Annotated in this window: 17 protein-coding genes, 3 tRNA genes and 1 pseudogene; 12 read left to right on the top strand and 9 right to left on the bottom strand. The window is 40.1% G+C overall.

All coding sequences use genetic code 11. The features are described 5' to 3' along the window. Position 1: 1 nt before the first annotated feature. The 9 genes from P20480_RS00370 to lolB form a co-directional block, all read right to left on the bottom strand. A tRNA-Gln gene (locus P20480_RS00370) sits at positions 2-76 on the bottom strand. A gap of 40 nt (positions 77-116) precedes the next feature. Beyond that, positions 117-201 (bottom strand) — tRNA-Leu (locus P20480_RS00375). 47 nt (positions 202-248) lie between these two features. Next, positions 249-325: transfer RNA gene (locus tag P20480_RS00380), tRNA-Met, on the bottom strand. Between the two features lie 318 nt (positions 326-643). Next, positions 644-1,735 (bottom strand): redox-regulated ATPase YchF, encoded by a 1,092-nt coding sequence (gene ychF, locus P20480_RS00385; RefSeq protein ID WP_008133148.1) that lies wholly within the window; start codon positions 1,733-1,735, stop codon positions 644-646. Between the two features lie 53 nt (positions 1,736-1,788). Continuing rightward, the gene (gene pth / locus P20480_RS00390) at positions 1,789-2,373 is read right to left on the bottom strand and encodes an aminoacyl-tRNA hydrolase (RefSeq protein WP_008133146.1); all 585 of its coding nucleotides are present in this window, start codon (positions 2,371-2,373) and stop codon (positions 1,789-1,791) included. Positions 2,374-2,391: 18 nt separating this feature from the next. Further along, positions 2,392-3,009, bottom strand: a complete 618-nt coding sequence (locus tag P20480_RS00395) for a 50S ribosomal protein L25/general stress protein Ctc (RefSeq protein ID WP_008133144.1) — start codon at positions 3,007-3,009, stop codon at positions 2,392-2,394. A gap of 150 nt (positions 3,010-3,159) precedes the next feature. Continuing rightward, positions 3,160-4,107, bottom strand: a complete 948-nt coding sequence (locus P20480_RS00400) for a ribose-phosphate pyrophosphokinase (protein ID WP_008133143.1) — start codon at positions 4,105-4,107, stop codon at positions 3,160-3,162. 88 nt (positions 4,108-4,195) lie between these two features. Then, entirely contained in the window at positions 4,196-5,053 is an 858-nt protein-coding gene (ispE, locus tag P20480_RS00405) for a 4-(cytidine 5'-diphospho)-2-C-methyl-D-erythritol kinase (protein ID WP_008133142.1), read from the bottom strand. A 2-nt stretch (positions 5,054-5,055) separates the two neighbouring features. Further along, a complete protein-coding gene (lolB, locus tag P20480_RS00410; protein ID WP_083830946.1) occupies positions 5,056-5,643 on the bottom strand; it encodes a lipoprotein insertase outer membrane protein LolB in 588 nt (195 codons plus the stop codon). 83 nt (positions 5,644-5,726) lie between these two features. Between lolB and hemA the strand changes: the two genes are divergently transcribed. The 12 genes and pseudogenes from hemA (at position 5,727) to rlmM (ending at position 17,145) form a co-directional block, all read left to right on the top strand. Then, positions 5,727-6,983: a glutamyl-tRNA reductase gene (gene hemA, locus P20480_RS00415; protein ID WP_170865573.1), complete on the top strand. Its 1,257-nt coding sequence runs from the start codon at positions 5,727-5,729 to the stop codon at positions 6,981-6,983. 7 nt (positions 6,984-6,990) lie between these two features. Next, a complete protein-coding gene (gene prfA, locus P20480_RS00420) occupies positions 6,991-8,076 on the top strand; it encodes a peptide chain release factor 1 (protein ID WP_008133139.1) in 1,086 nt (361 codons plus the stop codon). 2 nt (positions 8,077-8,078) lie between these two features. Continuing rightward, positions 8,079-8,918: a peptide chain release factor N(5)-glutamine methyltransferase gene (prmC, locus tag P20480_RS00425; protein ID WP_008133138.1), complete on the top strand. Its 840-nt coding sequence runs from the start codon at positions 8,079-8,081 to the stop codon at positions 8,916-8,918. Positions 8,919-8,974: 56 nt separating this feature from the next. Then, complete coding sequence (locus P20480_RS00430; RefSeq protein ID WP_008133137.1) at positions 8,975-10,516, top strand: DUF3369 domain-containing protein; 1,542 nt, start codon at positions 8,975-8,977, stop codon at positions 10,514-10,516. A gap of 28 nt (positions 10,517-10,544) precedes the next feature. After that, the gene (locus tag P20480_RS00435) at positions 10,545-10,919 is read left to right on the top strand and encodes a SirB2 family protein (RefSeq protein ID WP_008133136.1); all 375 of its coding nucleotides are present in this window, start codon (positions 10,545-10,547) and stop codon (positions 10,917-10,919) included. 144 nt (positions 10,920-11,063) lie between these two features. Beyond that, positions 11,064-11,891 carry a tetratricopeptide repeat protein gene (locus P20480_RS00440; protein ID WP_008133135.1) on the top strand — a complete coding sequence of 276 codons (828 nt, stop codon included), beginning with the start codon at positions 11,064-11,066 and terminating at the stop codon, positions 11,889-11,891. A 14-nt stretch (positions 11,892-11,905) separates the two neighbouring features. Next, positions 11,906-13,160 (top strand): annotated as a pseudogene (locus P20480_RS18910) (DUF819 family protein). 9 nt (positions 13,161-13,169) lie between these two features. Further along, the gene (kdsA, locus tag P20480_RS00445; RefSeq protein WP_008133130.1) at positions 13,170-14,024 is read left to right on the top strand and encodes a 3-deoxy-8-phosphooctulonate synthase; all 855 of its coding nucleotides are present in this window, start codon (positions 13,170-13,172) and stop codon (positions 14,022-14,024) included. A gap of 118 nt (positions 14,025-14,142) precedes the next feature. Continuing rightward, a complete protein-coding gene (locus P20480_RS00450) occupies positions 14,143-15,039 on the top strand; it encodes a transcriptional regulator GcvA (protein WP_006794510.1) in 897 nt (298 codons plus the stop codon). Positions 15,040-15,041: 2 nt separating this feature from the next. After that, positions 15,042-15,674 carry an alpha/beta family hydrolase gene (locus P20480_RS00455; protein WP_008133128.1) on the top strand — a complete coding sequence of 211 codons (633 nt, stop codon included), beginning with the start codon at positions 15,042-15,044 and terminating at the stop codon, positions 15,672-15,674. Next, positions 15,674-16,042 carry a DUF423 domain-containing protein gene (locus tag P20480_RS00460; RefSeq protein ID WP_006794512.1) on the top strand — a complete coding sequence of 123 codons (369 nt, stop codon included), beginning with the start codon at positions 15,674-15,676 and terminating at the stop codon, positions 16,040-16,042. Before P20480_RS00455 ends, P20480_RS00460 begins: the two co-directional genes overlap by 1 nt. A 17-nt stretch (positions 16,043-16,059) precedes the next feature. After that, a complete protein-coding gene (rlmM, locus tag P20480_RS00465) occupies positions 16,060-17,145 on the top strand; it encodes a 23S rRNA (cytidine(2498)-2'-O)-methyltransferase RlmM (protein WP_008133126.1) in 1,086 nt (361 codons plus the stop codon). Positions 17,146-17,167: the final 22 nt, after the last annotated feature.

Raw genomic sequence — 17,167 nt, 5'->3', positions numbered from 1 at the left:
TTGGCTGGGATACCAGGATTTGAACCTGGGAATGCCAGGATCAAAACCTGGTGCCTTACCGCTTGGCGATATCCCAACAATAAACAACTGATAGTTTTAATTCTTATCAAGAATAATGGTGCGGAAGGAGAGACTTGAACTCTCACATCCTAAGATACTGGAACCTAAATCCAGCGCGTCTACCAATTCCGCCACTCCCGCACACAAGGTAGTTATTTTAAACTCTTCATTGAGCAACAAAAAATAAATGGTGGCTAAGACGGGATTTGAACCTGTGACCCCATCATTATGAGTGATGTGCTCTAACCAGCTGAGCTACTTAGCCATCTTTTTTGTTAGCACTTCATCGCTGAGTGCGGGGCGTATTATGCTGACATGACCCAAATTCGTCAACACCTTTTTTGCAAAAAAACGCTTAACTGTGTTTGTTTGCAGGAAAATTAAGCTAACAGGCTAAATTTTAATAAAAACGCCGTTTTTTTAACACCGATTAAAGAGGAAGTATAACAGGTTACGCTTTGTTAAAATTAACTTAGTGTTATTTATCCCCTAAAAGCTGACAGCGTATATACGTTTAAAAACAAAAAAGGCTCGTAAAAACGAGCCTTTAAAATTTATTTCCCTAAATAGAGGGAATAAATACTTATACGTTAAACAGGAAGTTCATTACATCGCCATCTTTAACAATGTACTCTTTACCTTCTTGGCGCATTTTACCCGCTTCCTTTGCACCACTTTCACCTTTACAGTTAATGTAGTCGTCATAAGCAATGGTTTGTGCACGGATAAATCCACGTTCAAAATCGGTATGAATTTTACCAGCAGCTTGTGGCGCTGTTGCACCTACAGGAATTGTCCAAGCTCGCACTTCTTTTACGCCTGCGGTAAAGTAAGTTTGTAGCTTGAGTAATTCGTAGCCGCCTCGAATTACAAGGTTAAGGCCTGGCTCTTCTAAGCCAAGGTCAGCCATAAATTCGAGTTTGTCTTCATCATCAAGTTCAGATAACTCAGATTCGATTGCTGCGCACACAGGGACAACCACAGCGCCTTCTGATTCAGCTATAGCGCGAACGCGGTCAAGTAATGGGTTATTCTCAAAACCATCCTCTGCTACGTTTGCAATATACATAGTTGGCTTGATAGTTAAGAAGTTAATAGAGCTGATAGCTGCTTTTTCTTCTTTAGTTAATTCTAACGATCGAAGTGTAAGGCCTTCATCAAGGTGTACTTTTACTTTTTCAAGCGCCGCATTTTGTTCTTTTGCGTCTTTATCGCCGCCTTTCGCTTTTTTAGCATTACGGAACATCGCTTTCTCAGCGCTGTCCATATCAGCAAGTACTAACTCAGTATTGATCACGTCAATATCGTCAGCAGGGTCAATTGTACCCGCTACGTGTATTACATTTTCGTCTTCAAAACAACGTACTACATGACCAATTGCATCAGTTTCACGAATATTCGCTAAGAACTGATTACCAAGGCCTTCACCTTTTGATGCGCCTTTTACAAGGCCTGCAATATCAACAAACTCCATACTTGTAGTAAGAATACGTTGTGGGTTTACAATTTTAGCAAGCTCGTCCAAGCGAGGATCTGGAACAGGTACCACACCTGTATTAGGCTCAATGGTACAAAAAGGAAAATTAGCGGCTTCAATACCCGCTTTAGTTAATGCATTGAAAAGCGTTGATTTACCTACGTTAGGCAAGCCAACGATGCCACATTTAAAACCCATAGTAAGATACCTTGTTTAGAATTCGTTTAACCGTGCACTTGGACTCAAGTTTATTAGGGTTTAAACGAATGAAGTCTGTTTTGTGCTTTTAGCACGCCGTCTTTTGCAAGTATTTCCATACAACGAACTGCTTCATCTACAGCAGCATCCATTTTTTCTTGGTCAACCTTTGGCGCTTTTCCAAGCACCCAGCCGGTAACCATTTCACGATGTCCTGGATGACCTATGCCAACACGTAAACGCATAAAATCTTTTTGATTTGCCATTTTTGCCATAATGTCTTTTAAGCCATTATGACCACCGTGTCCGCCCCCTTTTTTTAATTTGGCGACACCGGGCTCTAAATCCATCTCGTCATGTGCAACTAAGATATTTTCAACAGGGATTTTGAAAAAGTTGGCTAAACTACTGACCGCTTTACCACTTAAATTCATGTAAGTAGTGGGGATCAATAATTTGAATTCTTGGCCTTGGATTATCACTTTGCCAGTAAGGCCGTGATATTTAGGATCATGTTTTAGCGTACAGTTGTAGCGTGCTGCGAGTTGCTCGATGAACCAAGCACCTGCATTGTGGCGTGTATTTGCGTATTCGGGGCCTGGATTAGCCAGGCCCACAAGCATTTGAATAGAATTCAAGGTGCGAGACCTTAAATATTATTCTGCAGCGTCTGAAGCTTCTTCGTCTTCAGCTGGAGCTGCTTTGTTTGCTTTGATTGTAACTACTGAAAGGTCATGGCCTTCGCCTTTACCTAATTCAACAGACGCAACGCCTGCAGGTAGTTGTAAATCAGAGATATGGATTGAATCACCAGCTACTAACTCAGAAACATTTACTTCAATGAATTCTGGTAATGCTTTTGGAAGACAAGAAATTTCAACATCAGTTAACTGGTGAACAACAGTTGCGCCAGCTTTAGTTACGATTTCTTCACCGATGAAGTGAAGAGGAACTTTAGTTGTTAATTTATGAGTTGCGTCTACACGTTGGAAATCAAGGTGAGTAAGCTTAGGCTTGAATGGGTGACGTTGAATATCTTTTAAGATAGCTTCAACTTTCTCGCCGCCTACATTAAGTGTAAGAATATGAGTGTAAAAACCTTCGTCTTCTTGTGCTTTGATCATATCTTTATGAGCAAAAGTAAGAGATAAAGCTTCTTTGTCAGCTCCGTAAAGGATTGCAGGAACTTTGTCTTCGCGACGTAGGCGGCGGCTCGCACCAGTACCAGTTTCTACGCGAAGTTCAGCGTCATATGTATAAGTTGTGTTAGACATGATGTCTCCAATTATTTAAAAGTTTAGGGCCTTTGCGACCAAGGTCCCTAGCCAAAAGGCGCGCTATCATACCACTGTGATTCAGTAAAATATACATAGCATACAAAAAAAGCGCCAAAAGGCGCTTTTGTTTTCAGCAAATACCTGAGATTAGTGCTCAAACATCGCTGAAATAGATTCTTCGTTGCTAATACGACGAATAGTTTCTGCTAACATATCAGCAAGCGTTAGCACTTTTACTTTATCAAGCGCTTTAAGTTCATCAGATAATGGAATTGAGTCGGTTACAATAACTTCGTCAATAACAGAATCACGTAAATTTTCAGCTGCTTTACCTGATAAAATAGGGTGAGTTGCATAAGCAAATACGCGTTTAGCACCATGTTCTTTAAGTGCTTCAGCGGCTTTACATAACGTACCACCAGTATCAATCATGTCATCAACAATGATACAGTCACGGCCTTCTACATCACCAATAATATGCATTACCTGAGAAACATTTGCTTGTGGGCGGCGTTTATCAATAATAGCCAAATCAGTATCGTCTAATAGTTTTGCAATTGCACGTGCGCGCACTACACCACCAATATCTGGAGAAACAATAACAACATCATCAAAATGACGCTCTTTCATATCTTCAAGTAATACAGGGCTACCAAATACATTATCTACTGGTACATCAAAGAAGCCTTGAATTTGCTCTGCATGTAAATCAACCGTAAGTACACGGTCTACACCTACACTCGATAAGAAATCGGCAACAACTTTAGCAGTGATTGGTACGCGGGCAGAACGTACGCGACGGTCTTGACGGGCATAACCAAAATAAGGAATGACGGCAGTAATACGACCCGCAGATGCGCGACGAAGAGCATCAACCATAACGATAAGTTCCATAAGGTTATCGTTTGTAGGGGCACAGGTTGATTGCAAGATAAAAACATCCGAGCCACGAACATTTTCATTAATTTGAACACTGATCTCACCGTCGCTAAAACGGCCAACAACAGCATCGCCTAATTCAATATATAAACGTTTTGCAACTTTTTGAGCTAACTCAGGTGTTGCGTTACCAGCGAAGAGCTTCATGTCAGGCACGGTAGGGTTCCTCAGGCACTGAAATTTTGGACTAACGAGCAATGATAAAAATCATTACGAGTTAACTTATGATTACTTTTACGTTACTTCATTGATCGAAAATGGCGGTTAACTCCGTATGAGCAGGGGAGATATTAGCATTTGACGCTACAAATCCCTGCCAAGTATGGGGGAGGTTAGCAAGTACATGGCTAGCTTGAGCTTGTGTATCAAACTCTACAAAACAACATGAACCTGTTCCGGTCATCTTCGACGGAGCGTATTTTAGCAACCACTGGAGGGTTTTTTCAACCTCGGGGCATAGCTTTTTAACTAAAGGCTCACAATCGTTGTGCAAAGTTTGCTGTTTCCAATCACCTGAGATTTTTGGTGTATCGCGTTTTAAGTCGGGGTGAGTGAATATTTTAGCGGTGCTTACATGCTGGTTTGGGTGCACAACACAGTACCATTTTTGCGCAAGTTCAACACGGTGTAGTTTTTCCCCAATGCCTTGCGCAATGGCGCTTTCACCACGTATAAATACAGGCACATCAGCCCCTAATTGTAAGCCTAAATTAGCAAGTTTATTAATGTCATAATTAATATTCCACAATTTATTGAGCGCTAATAGTGTTGTTGCCGCATCAGACGACCCCCCTCCAACACCTCCTCCCATAGGCAGTCGTTTTATCAAATTTATTTTTACACCGTGCTTTGTTTTAGCATCAGTTTGTAACATTAAAGCAGCTTTATAGATGAGATTATCTTCAAGTGGTATGTCTTTAGTATCACCAGTGATTAAAATTGATGATTCATCTGTTAACTCAAAAGAGAGCTCATCGCCGAAGTTTAAGAAGGTAAATAAGGTTTCTAATTCGTGATAACCGTCATCTCGGCGCGCATTAATATGTAAAAATAAATTGAGTTTTGCAGGTGCAATAAGTGAAAAAAAGGTTTTGCTATTCATAGTTAATTAAATTGCCAGTCATATAGTTGAATTTTAATTTTAATTTTTTGGTGTTTGAGCGTCAGTTTTGTAGGCAACCAATAACCAGCGGTTTGTATATAATCTGCATAGTTTATTTGCCATTGTTTACTTTCATTATCTAACCAAAGTACTTGCTTCGAACGGCCAAGTTCATCAACTTGCAACGTTTGTGAATCAATAGTGCCTTTAAGCCAGTTATCAGCATTATTAACAGGTAAAGCAAAGCCAGTTAAGCGCTTAAGCAGCGCAGATGCATTGGTATCTACATAAACTTTATCGTCAAATTCAAGCTCAGCAACATTGCGCGACTGTTTTAGTTGTAAAATGCGTGTGCCAATAAATGAAGTCAGTACTAAATTATTGTTATTTTCTTGTTGCTGCCAATTTAAGTTTGCAGATTGGCGCTCATCGGGACTAATAAAAGCAAGTTTCCCCTCTACATGCCAAGTTTTTTGATTGGCGAGTTGACCTTTCCAGTTGTCGTAAATTGCTGTTTTGTTTGGTAATTGTTGCGCGCAGCCACTTAAAAACATAAAAGTTATAGCTAATATTAAATAATGTCTAATCAAATGTTGTTCCTTACTTTCCATATTCCGCTGATTTTTGGTAAAATTGCCGCCTTTAAAGTAGGGCTCAGCAATATTTGGCAAACATGACCATAATAGCACTAGGTATAAATCACAAAACTGCTTCCGTAGAACTGCGTGAAAAAGTGGCTTTTTCGCCTGAGCAAATGTCAGAGGCGTTGCAGCAATTAAGTGGCCATGCCGACTTTAATGAAGCTGTGATCGTGTCTACCTGTAACCGAACAGAAATCTATTGTAGCCTTGCTCAGCAAAATTCCCAAACACTGTTAGCATGGCTTGCCAGTTTCCATGGTTTAGATGAACAGGAACTGAGTAATAACATTTATTGCCACGAGGGCAATCAAGCAATTAACCATTTAATGCGCGTTGCCTGCGGTTTAGATTCGCTTGTGTTAGGTGAACCGCAAATTTTAGGGCAAATTAAACAAGCCTATAATAGTGCTAAAACCCATGATGCAGTGGGTGTTACGTTTGATCGTTTGTTTCAAAAGACATTTTCGGTTGCGAAAGAGGTCCGAACTGAAACTAACATAGGCGCCAGTGCAGTTTCGGTGGCGTTTGCGGCTGTTAATTTAGCTAAGCATATTTACGGCAAGCTTGATAAAACCAATGTGTTATTAATAGGTGCAGGCGAAACAATAGAGCTTGTTGCTAAGCATTTGTATCAAAATGAGCCACAAAATATAACAGTAGCCAATAGAACGATTGAACGAGCCCGCAATTTAGCCGATGAAGTGTCGGCAGATGTCATTGCATTAGCGCAGTTGCCAGAGCGTTTGCACAACGCAGATATTATAATAAGCTCAACGGCCAGTACACTGCCTATTATTGGTAAAGGGGTTGTGGAGCAAGCACTAAAGCAGCGCCGTAACAAACCGATGTTGTTTATTGATATTGCGGTACCGCGCGACATTGAAAGCCAAGTTGGTGAGCTAGATGCGGCTTATTTATACTCGGTTGACGACTTACAAACGATTGTAAGTGAAAATATGGCAGCGCGAGAACAAGCTGCACAGCAGGCACAAATAATTATTACTGAGCGCACTAAAGAGTTTTGTATGTGGATGCGTTCACTCGATTCTGTGGGGTTAATTCGTCACTATCGAAACGATGTTCAAACAATTAAGTCTGAATTAGTAGAAAGAGCAGTTAGCCAGCTTTCTAGTGGTAAAGACGCAGAAAAAGTAATTTTAGAATTGGCCAATAAGTTAACCAACCGCTTAATGCACGCGCCTACCCGTGCCATTCAAGATGCGGCTAAAAAAGGTGAAGTGGCTCAATTAAATCAGTTGAAAAAAATGTTAGGTATTGATCAGGAATAACCGTTAAATGAAAGAGTCTGTTTATAATAAATTAGAAACGCTAGTAGAGCGCTACGAAGAAGTACAAGCACTGTTGAGCGACCCGTCGGTTATTAGCGATCAAAATCGCTTTCGTGGCCTTTCAAAAGAATACTCTGAGCTTGAAGAAATAGTTAAAACTTTTTTATCGTTTCAACAAACAAAAGAAGATTTAGCAAGCGCTGAAGAGATGCTTAAAGACTCAGACCCTGATATGCGAGAAATGGCACAGGAAGAGTATAAAGAAGCCAAAGCACAAATATTAAGCCTTGAAGATGAAATTCAGGTATTAATGCTTCCTAAAGATCCAAAAGATAATAACAATGTATTTTTAGAAGTCCGCGCAGGCACAGGGGGTGATGAAGCCGCTATTTTTGCCGGTGATTTATTTAGAATGTACAGCCGTTTTGCTGAAACGCAAAAGTGGAAATTAGAAGTAGTAACTACCAATGAAGGTGAACACGGTGGTTACAAAGAAGTCATTGCTAACATTAGCGGTGAAGGCGTATACGGTAAGCTTAAATTTGAGTCTGGCGTACACCGTGTACAACGTGTACCAGAGACTGAATCGCAAGGTCGTGTTCATACATCGGCGTGCACCGTAGCGGTAATGGCAGAAATTCCAGAAGCTGAAGCAATTGAAATTAACACCGCCGATATAAAAGTAGATACTTTTAGAGCATCGGGCGCAGGTGGCCAGCACGTAAATAAAACTGACTCAGCAATTCGTATTACGCATTTACCTACGGGTGTGGTTGTTGAATGTCAAGATGAGCGTTCGCAGCATAAAAACCGTGCTAAAGCGATGTCAGTACTTGCAGCACGTTTACAGCAAGCTGAAGATGAGAAGCGTCATGCAGCAGAAGCCTCTGAGCGTCGCAACTTAGTTGGTAGTGGTGACCGTTCTGAACGTATTCGTACATATAACTATCCGCAGGGACGTATAACCGATCACCGTATCAACTTAACGCTGTACCGCTTAAATGAAGTTGTAGCGGGTGATTTAGGTGCCATTGTAGACCCATTAATGCAAGAGCATCAGGCTGATTTACTTGCCGCAATGGGCGATGAGTAATAGTGAATCAAACTCTCGAGCAAGCTGTTGCTGCTGGCGCTAATTTATTAGCGCAAAGCAGCGAAAGTGCGAAATTAGACGCACAGGTATTACTTCTTCATGTTCTTGATAAACCACGTAGCTATCTTTTTACTTGGCCCGAAAGGTTGCTCAGTACTGAGCAACAACACTCCTTTGATACTCTTTGCGCTCGGCGATTAAACGGCGAACCTGTAGCGCATATTACAGGGCAACGTGAGTTTTGGAGCTTAACCTTAGAAGTCAATGCAACAACGTTAATTCCGCGGCCAGATACTGAAACATTAGTTGAAGCTGCACTTGGTTTAGGAATTTCGGAAAATGCAAAAGTTCTGGACCTGGGAACAGGTACTGGCGCCATTGCATTGGCATTGGGTAGTGAAATGCCTTTGTGGAATATTACAGCGGTAGATAAAGTGACTGACGCTGTAGCGCTTGCAACTCGGAATCAACAGCGTCTAGGACTTGGTAATGTGCGTGTTAAACAAAGCAATTGGTTTAGCTCACTTGATAATGAATATTTTGATCTTATAGTGACCAACCCGCCGTACATAGAAAGTAGTGACGAACATTTGGCTCAAGGCGATGTGCGATTTGAACCTTTATCTGCCTTAGTTGCTGAAGATTCAGGAATGTCTGATATTAAACAAATAATTACACAATCACGTGACTATTTGCTATCTAGTGGCTATCTTCTAATAGAGCACGGTTATGACCAAGGTTTTGCTGTTCGTGAATTTTTTAAAACGATGGCCTTTGTTAATATTAAAACGATAAAAGATCTTGGTGAAAATGACCGTGTAACGCTCGCACAGTGGCCATAATAAGCTTAATTATTACTGCATCCGTGTGTTAAATGTGTCATGTAGGAATTCTAATTATGATGGGTGACTTTTTATTTTCAGATGAGCCAGATACACCGGTAGATAACACCGATTTGGGCACCTGGAAAGTACTAATCGTTGATGACGAACCTGAAGTTCATGCAGTTACTAAATTGGCATTGAGTGATTTTGAGTTTCAAAATAAACGTTTAGAATTTATCAGCGCGTATTCTGGCGCTGAGGCTAAAACTTTAATTGATGAGCATAAAGACGCAGCAATTGTTTTACTTGATGTTGTAATGGAAACAGACGATGCAGGCCTGCAAGTTGTAAAATATATTCGTGAAACCGCAAAAAATAACCACATTCGTATTATTTTACGTACCGGCCAACCTGGTCAGGCACCAGAACGCCAAGTAATAGTTAATTTTGATATTAACGACTACAAATCAAAAACAGAACTCACCGCACAAAAATTGTTTACAGTTATCATGTCGAGCCTTCGTTCGTACCGCGATATTATTTCAATAGAACAATCTCGTGTTGGCCTTGAGAAAATAATAACTGCATCACGCAATATTTTTTCTGCACATTCAATAGAGCATTTTATAGAAGGAGTAATGCAGCAACTTACATCATTGCTTGGTATTTCAGATCAGGCTATGTACGCGACCACGCTTGTTGCACAAAACCCAGCATCTCAGAACAATAAAATGATTATTTGTTCAGGTACCGGTGAGTTTGAAAAAAGTGAAGGTAAAGACCTTGAAGAGGTGCTACACGCGGAGCAACTAAGCGCATGCCAAGAAGCGTTAAATAATCAGTCTATTATCTACAAAGATAATTACCTATTTGCTTATTGCAGCAGTGAATATAACCACAGTTCAATGCTGTTTATCACAGGCATTCCTAATACACTAACCGATACACAACGCAACCTCGTTGAAATTTTTGCTCAAAATGTACAATTAGCCTTTGAAAATGTTCAGTTACAATCAGAAATTGAGGCCACGCAACAAGAGCTTGTTTACAGATTAAGTGAAGCGGTTGAACAACGCTCTACTGAAACAGGTAATCATGTAAAACGTGTTGCACATATTTGCCATGCTTTGGCGCTTGGTTATGGTTTATCTAAACAGCAAGCTGATTTGATTAGATTAGCTGCGCCTTTGCATGATGTAGGCAAAGTAGGTATCCCCGATTCGGTATTAAATAAGCCCGCAAGGCTTGATGCACCAGAGTGGGAAGTAATGAAAACCCACACTGATAAAGGCTATGGCATTTTAAAAGGATCAGCTCATGAAATTGTCAGTGCAGGTGCCACTATAGCTAAGGAACATCACGAAAAGTGGGATGGTTCTGGTTACCCTGAAGGTTTAGAAGGGGATAAAATTAATATATTCGGCCGTATTGTGGCATTGGCTGATGTATATGATGCGTTAAGGCATAAACGCTGCTATAAAGATTCATGGACGCTCGAGCGTGTTGTTGAAGAGATAAACGCACAAAAAGGCACGCATTTTGAACCAAAGTTAGTTGATGTTTTTAACGCAAACCTTGATGAACTTGAAATAATTATCAAACGTTACCCAGATTAATTTTATATAAATAGAAGAACAGAGGCATATGGATTATTTAGCAGTAAAGCACTCACACATGGCAATAGCAGCATTGAGTGTAGTTTTATTTTATATTCGATCTTTTTCACGAATGGGCAGTGGCAAAATTGCTCGTAATAAACTTGTATTTATTGGTAGTCATAGCATTGATACATTACTTTTAATTTCTGCATTTACACTCATGTATATGGGGAAGATAAACCCGTTTGAACAAAATTGGTTATTAGAAAAAATTATATTAGTGGTTGCTTATATTGCTATTGGAATTATAAGCGCTAAGCAAACTAATTTTTTGGCTAAAATATCTTACCTTATTGTAAATACGTTTGTTATTTTAGCTATTGGTTATTTGGCAACAGCCAAGTCAGCATTACTACTTTAAGCCTTAAATAAATTTACCGAGCTTTAGTATCTCTAAAGCTCGAATATTCCCTCCATGCATTTGATCAAGTACATTTCGTTATTGGAATATATGGGTAGAATTAGGTAAACTACGCGTTCGTTTTCTAGAAATGTTGCAGTATTGATGACCACTTTTGGGTTTGATGAACACGATGACTCTTATATTGATGATGCTTACGATGACTTTACCCCTGCGGCAATTTATCGTTGTATTAAGGCTGAATCGAAATGGGATCCACAACTAGACTTAACAGCCGCTTTTGATGTTCTTGCTGATTTTGAAAAACAAATTAATGCATTATGTATTGTTGTACCCGACTCTCATGAACGCTTAGATAAGTTGCTAGACACCTTTTACAGTACATGGCTATTTAGCGCTTCGAGTTTAAAAGTACCTGAGCATAAATTAAATAGCCTAAGCTACACCCTCACTATGCGTAGCGGCTCGCCAACTACTCTGGCAATTTTACTTTGTCATTTTTTACAACAGGCTAACCTCGATGCCAGTATGAGTCTAAATCAAGGTGATATAGGTGTTCATATTGCTATGAGCGATGAAGAAGGCTATTTGGTTGAACCAAGTAGCGGTCAGCAAAGTTGGTATATTATTCCTGAAAATGCTGATGAAGCTGAAGGGCAAGAACAAGAGCCCTTAGAACTTATTTTTGACGATGAAGTTTATAAGCTTTTCTTAGCGCAGCAAAAGTGGTCTTTCATTAGTGAAAATAAATTTGGCCATGCATTAACATGCGTTGAAATGTTAATGGAATTAATTGGCGACGACCCTTACGAAAGGCGTGACAGAGGGTATTTATTAAATCAGCTCGATTGCCCTAAAATGGCCCGGGATGATCTACAATTTTTTGTAGATGAATGCCCAGATGATCCAGCAATAGAAATCATCCAACACCAAATTGAAGAATTAGAAGATAATAATAAAACTCACCATTAATATTAGGGAATACCATGGTTGAAACACAAAGCGCATTAATCACCAATGATGCAGTTGTGCTTGGTTTACTTGCGGTTATTTTGGGGTTTATATTTAAAACCTCAAACAGCGAGCGCCCAGCATTAAAAACGTTCTATAAATATGTACCGGCTCTATTACTTTGCTACTTTTTACCTTCTTTGCTTAATACGTTTGGGATTGTCGATGGTAATAAATCGAATGTTTATTACGTTGCCTCACGCTATTTATTACCCGCCTGTTTAATACTTTTAACTATTAGCATTGATTTAAAAGCGATTTTAAACTTAGGCCCTAAAGCACTAATTATGTTTTTAGTGGGAACGCTCGGTATTGTTATCGGCGGACCTCTGGCTATTTTAGTTGTGAGCGCGGTAGACCCTACAATTGTAGGCGGACATGGGCCAGATGCCGTATGGCGCGGCATGACCACCGTAGCTGGAAGCTGGATTGGCGGTGGCGCAAACCAAGCCTCAATGAAAGAAATGTTTGAGGTGGGCGGCGATATTTTTTCAGTGATGGTCACCGTTGATGTCATAGTGGCTAATATTTGGATGGCAGTTTTGTTACTAATGGCAGCTAATCATAAGAAAATTGATGCTGCTACAGGAGCAGACACCAGCGCCATTGAAGATTTAAAGCAGCGTGTTGAAAAATACCATGCAGAGCATGCGCGCATGCCAACGCTGAATGACTACATGACATTGCTTGCTATTGCATTTGGTATTACTGGTTTAGCCCATTTTTGCGCAGACTTTTTAGGGTCCGTTTTTCGCTAATAATTATGCGTGGGCAAAAGAGTACAGCTTAACCAGTAAGTTTTTCTGGTTAATTGTCATTTCAACTACCATTGGTATTAGTTTGTCTTTTACTAAAGTAAGACAGATTGAAGCATTTGGTGCATCTAAAGTAGCCTCAAGCTTTTTATACATTTTAGTTGCCTCAATTGGCTTACATATGAATGTAACCGCTATTTTTGATAACCCGGGCTTGTTTTTAGTGGGCGCTGTTTGGATGCTAGTACATGCTGGTTTAATGTTGCTTGTTGCAAAATTAATTAAAGCACCGCTTTTTTATATGGCAGTAGGCTCGCAAGCTAATGTCGGAGGCGCAGCGTCTGCGCCTGTTGTTGCGTCAGCATTTCACCCTTCGCTTGCGCCTGTCGGTGTTTTACTGGCTGTATTAGGTTACGGAGTGGGTACATACATGGCTTATATTTGTGGATTAATGTTGCAAGCAGTTGCACCTTAAGGAATTAAAATGAAAGATCAAATTATCAAAATTAATGATATTGAATTAGCAAACAACAATCCGTTTGTTTTATTTGGTGGTATGAACGTTTTAGAATCGCGCGACTTAGCCATGCGCATTGCAGAGCATTATGTAGAAGTGACGACAAAGCTAAACATACCATATGTGTTTAAAGCATCATTTGATAAAGCTAATCGTTCTTCAATCAACTCGTACCGTGGTCCGGGAATGGAGGAAGGGTTAAAAATATTTGAAGAAATTAAAAACACCTTCAATATTCCTCTTATCACTGACGTTCACGAACCGCATCAAGCGGCGCCGGTTGCTGAAGTGGTTGATGTTATTCAGTTGCCTGCTTTTTTAGCCCGCCAAACAGACTTAGTTGTTGCTATGGCAAAAACAGGTGCGATTATCAATGTTAAAAAGCCGCAATTTTTAGCACCACATGAAATGCGCCACATCATTACTAAATTTAATGAGGCTGGTAATAATAATATTGCACTTTGTGAGCGTGGCTCTAGCTTTGGGTATAATAACCTGGTTGTTGATATGTTAGGTATGGATGACATGAAGGCAATGGCACCAGTTATATTTGATGCAACGCATGCGCTGCAACGCCCAGGTGGTCGTGCAGATTCAGCTGATGGGCGTCGAGCTCAAGCGGCAGAGTTAGCCAGAAGTGGAATGGCTTTGGGGATCGCTGGTTTATTTATAGAAGCACATCCAAACCCTAATGAAGCAAAGTGTGATGGACCATGTGCATTAGCCCTAAGCAAATTAGAAGGCTATCTATCGCAAATGAAAGCGGTAGATGATTTGGTTAAGAGTTTTGCGCCGTTAGATACCAGTGCTAGCGACTTATAAAAAGTAACCGCATAATAAAAAGCGACATTAGTCGCTTTTTTTACACCTTAAATATACTCTTTCTCGTCATGGGTATATAATTCATGCATAAGAAAAACTAATTCAAAGCTTGGTTATTATGTCAAGACGAGTCCCCCCATTAAACGCACTCAAAGCATTTGAAGCTGCAGCACGGCATTTAAGCTTTACAAAAGCCGCAGAAGAGCTTTATGTAACGCAAGCAGCTGTCAGTCATCAAATAAAAACACTCGAAGAACATTTAGGTTTAAAGCTATTTTTACGAAAAAATCGTTCGTTATTATTAACGGAAGAAGGCCAAGGTTATTTTTTAGATATTAAAGAAATTTTTACGCAACTGATTGATGCCACAGAAAAGTTACTTGCGCGAGGGGCTAAAGGCTCATTAACGGTAAGTTTAACCCCTAGTTTTGCTATTCAATGGTTAGTGCCTCGTTTAAGTTTATTTAATGAATTACACCCTGAAATTGACGTAAGAATAAAAGCACAAGACCAAGACGAAAATTCGTTAAGTGACGATGTCGATATTGCCATTTACTACGGGCGTGGCCACTGGAATGGAGTGCAAGCTTATAAGTTACATACAGAGTATTTAGTGCCATTGTGCAGCCCTATGTTATTGAGTGGTCCCAAACCACTTGATCAACCCAGTGATTTAGCACAGCACACCCTATTGCATGACACTACACGTAAAAATTGGAAAACGTGGATGAAAACTGCGGGTGTACGTAATGTACAAGTAAATCAAGGGCCTATATTTAGCCACTCTTCTATGGTGCTGCAAGCTGCCGTTCATGGTCAAGGCGTTGCAATTGGGAATAGTGTGTTAGCTAAACCAGATATTGATGCGGGGCGATTAGTTATTCCATTTAGCCACAGTCTAGAAAGTAAAAACGCTTACTATTTGGTGCTTCGTGAATCACAAACTGAATTGGGAAAAATAGTGTCATTTAAAGAATGGATGCTAAGTTTGGTTGAACAAGAGCAAGAGTATTAATCATGATTGAATGGTTCAAAAGTCAAAGCCAACCCGCAATTGCACAGTTTATTTTTGCCCATGGTGCTGGTGCTGGCAGTGATTCTGACTTTATGCAGCACGTGGCTGCACTGATCAGTGAGCAGGGTGTTGATGTTGGTTTATTTGATTTTGAATATATGCAAATTGCAAAGCAAACCGGCAAGCGACGCCCACCAGAGCGTGCTCCCAAGTTGCTTACATACTATGAGCAAGTATTAACGCATGCTCAGCCTAAATTACCCTTGTTTATTGGCGGTAAATCAATGGGTGGGCGAATGGCGTCAATGCTTGCATGCACAACTAAGCAGCCAATTAAAGGCGTTATTGCATTTGGTTACCCATTTCATCCACCAGGTAAACCAGACAAGCTTCGTACAGAACACTTTGCCGATATTCCTTGTCCATTTTTAGTGTTGCAAGGTGAGAGAGATACATTTGGTACGCGTGAAGAACTAAAAACACTGGCAATGCCAAAGCAGCCAGACTATGTATGGTTGGCTGATGGCGACCATTCATTAAAACCACGTAAAAAAAGTGGCATTACTGAATTAGAAAACCGCCAAATAGCAGCTTCTAGTACAGCACAATTTATAAACAAAATGTTGGGTAAATAATGACAAAACTATTTTTAATGGCAGGCAGTTTATTTTGTATGCTTTCGGTTATGTTGGGGGCTTTTGCCGCTCACGGACTAAAAAGTCGTCTATCAGAGTATTCGATAGGTGTGTTTAAAACAGCCGCTGAGTATCAAATGGTACACGGTTTAGCATTAATTGCAGTAGCTTTACTCTTAAAATGGGGTATTAACCTAAATTGGGCTGGCCACTTTTTTATAATAGGTACACTGCTTTTTAGTGGCAGCCTATATTTATTAGCACTGACAGGAATGAAGTGGTTAGGGCCAATTACTCCTCTTGGTGGGGTGTGCTTTATTATTGGTTGGATTGTTATTTTAGTGCAAGTTGCACGATTTAAGTTTTAAAAAGTTTAAGGGTTATTATGTCTAGTGTTGTGATTTATTGTCGCAGTGGGTTTGAAAACGATGCAGCTGCTGAAATAACATTTCATGCTGCTGAGCAAGGTTTTGCAGGGTATGTAAAGGCAAAACCTAATACAGGTTACGTTATATATGAATGTTTTGAAGCGCAGCATAGCGACGAGATAATCAAAAAAATCGACTTCAAAAATATGGTGTTTGCTCGCCAGTGGTTTGCCGGCACATTATTAGAAGATATGCCTTTAGAAGACCGTGTAGGCGCAGTTGTGCAAGCAGCTAAAGATTTTCCTTTATGCGCTGAATTACGAGTAGAGACGCCTGATACAAACGAAGGGAAAGAACTGCTTACTTTTTGTAAAAAAATATCCACGCCGCTTAAAAAAGCACTAGAGAAACAAAACACCGTGTTGCGTGAGTCAAAGGCAAATCGGCCTGTGATGCATGTGTTATTTTTGGAAAATAATACCGCATATGTTGGCTATTCATACAGCTATAACAATTCACCCAACTTTATGGGGATTTTACGTTTGCGTATGCCAAGCGATGGTCCTAGCCGTTCTACACTTAAACTTGATGAAGCGTTCAATGTGTTTATACCAGAGCAGCAAAGAGAAACACGTGTTGCTGCCGGTATGCGATGTGTTGACCTAGGCGCATGCCCAGGTGGTTGGACATACCAGTTGGTGCGCAGAGGCATGTTTGTTAATGCAATAGACAATGGACCAATGAATGATAACCTAATGGAAACAGGGCAGGTTAAGCATTTCAGAGAGGATGGCTTTAAATATCGTCCAGAGAAAAGAAACATTACTTGGCTTGTATGTGACATGGTAGAAAAACCAACCAAAGTAACCAGCCTAATGATTGACTGGGCAGTCAATGCCTATGCAAAAGAGCTTATTTTTAATCTTAAATTACCAATGAAAAAGCGCTTTGACAGTGTATATGAGTGCTTAGCAATGATAAAAGAAGAGCTCGCTAAGTATGGTATTAGCTACGAATTACAAGCTAAGCATTTATACCATGATAGAGAAGAGATAACGGTACATTTAAATGTGACTAAAGTCCCTCAAAGCTTATACAGCTGATTGAAGACAAAAAATGGGCCGC

Origin of the sequence: Pseudoalteromonas sp. BSi20480 (assembly GCF_000241365.1) — a bacterium.
In the GTDB taxonomy this organism is placed as follows: Bacteria; Pseudomonadota; Gammaproteobacteria; order Enterobacterales; family Alteromonadaceae; genus Pseudoalteromonas; species Pseudoalteromonas marina.
Note: the sequence above shows the minus strand (reverse complement) of the source record. Positions and strands in the feature narration are given on the sequence as shown.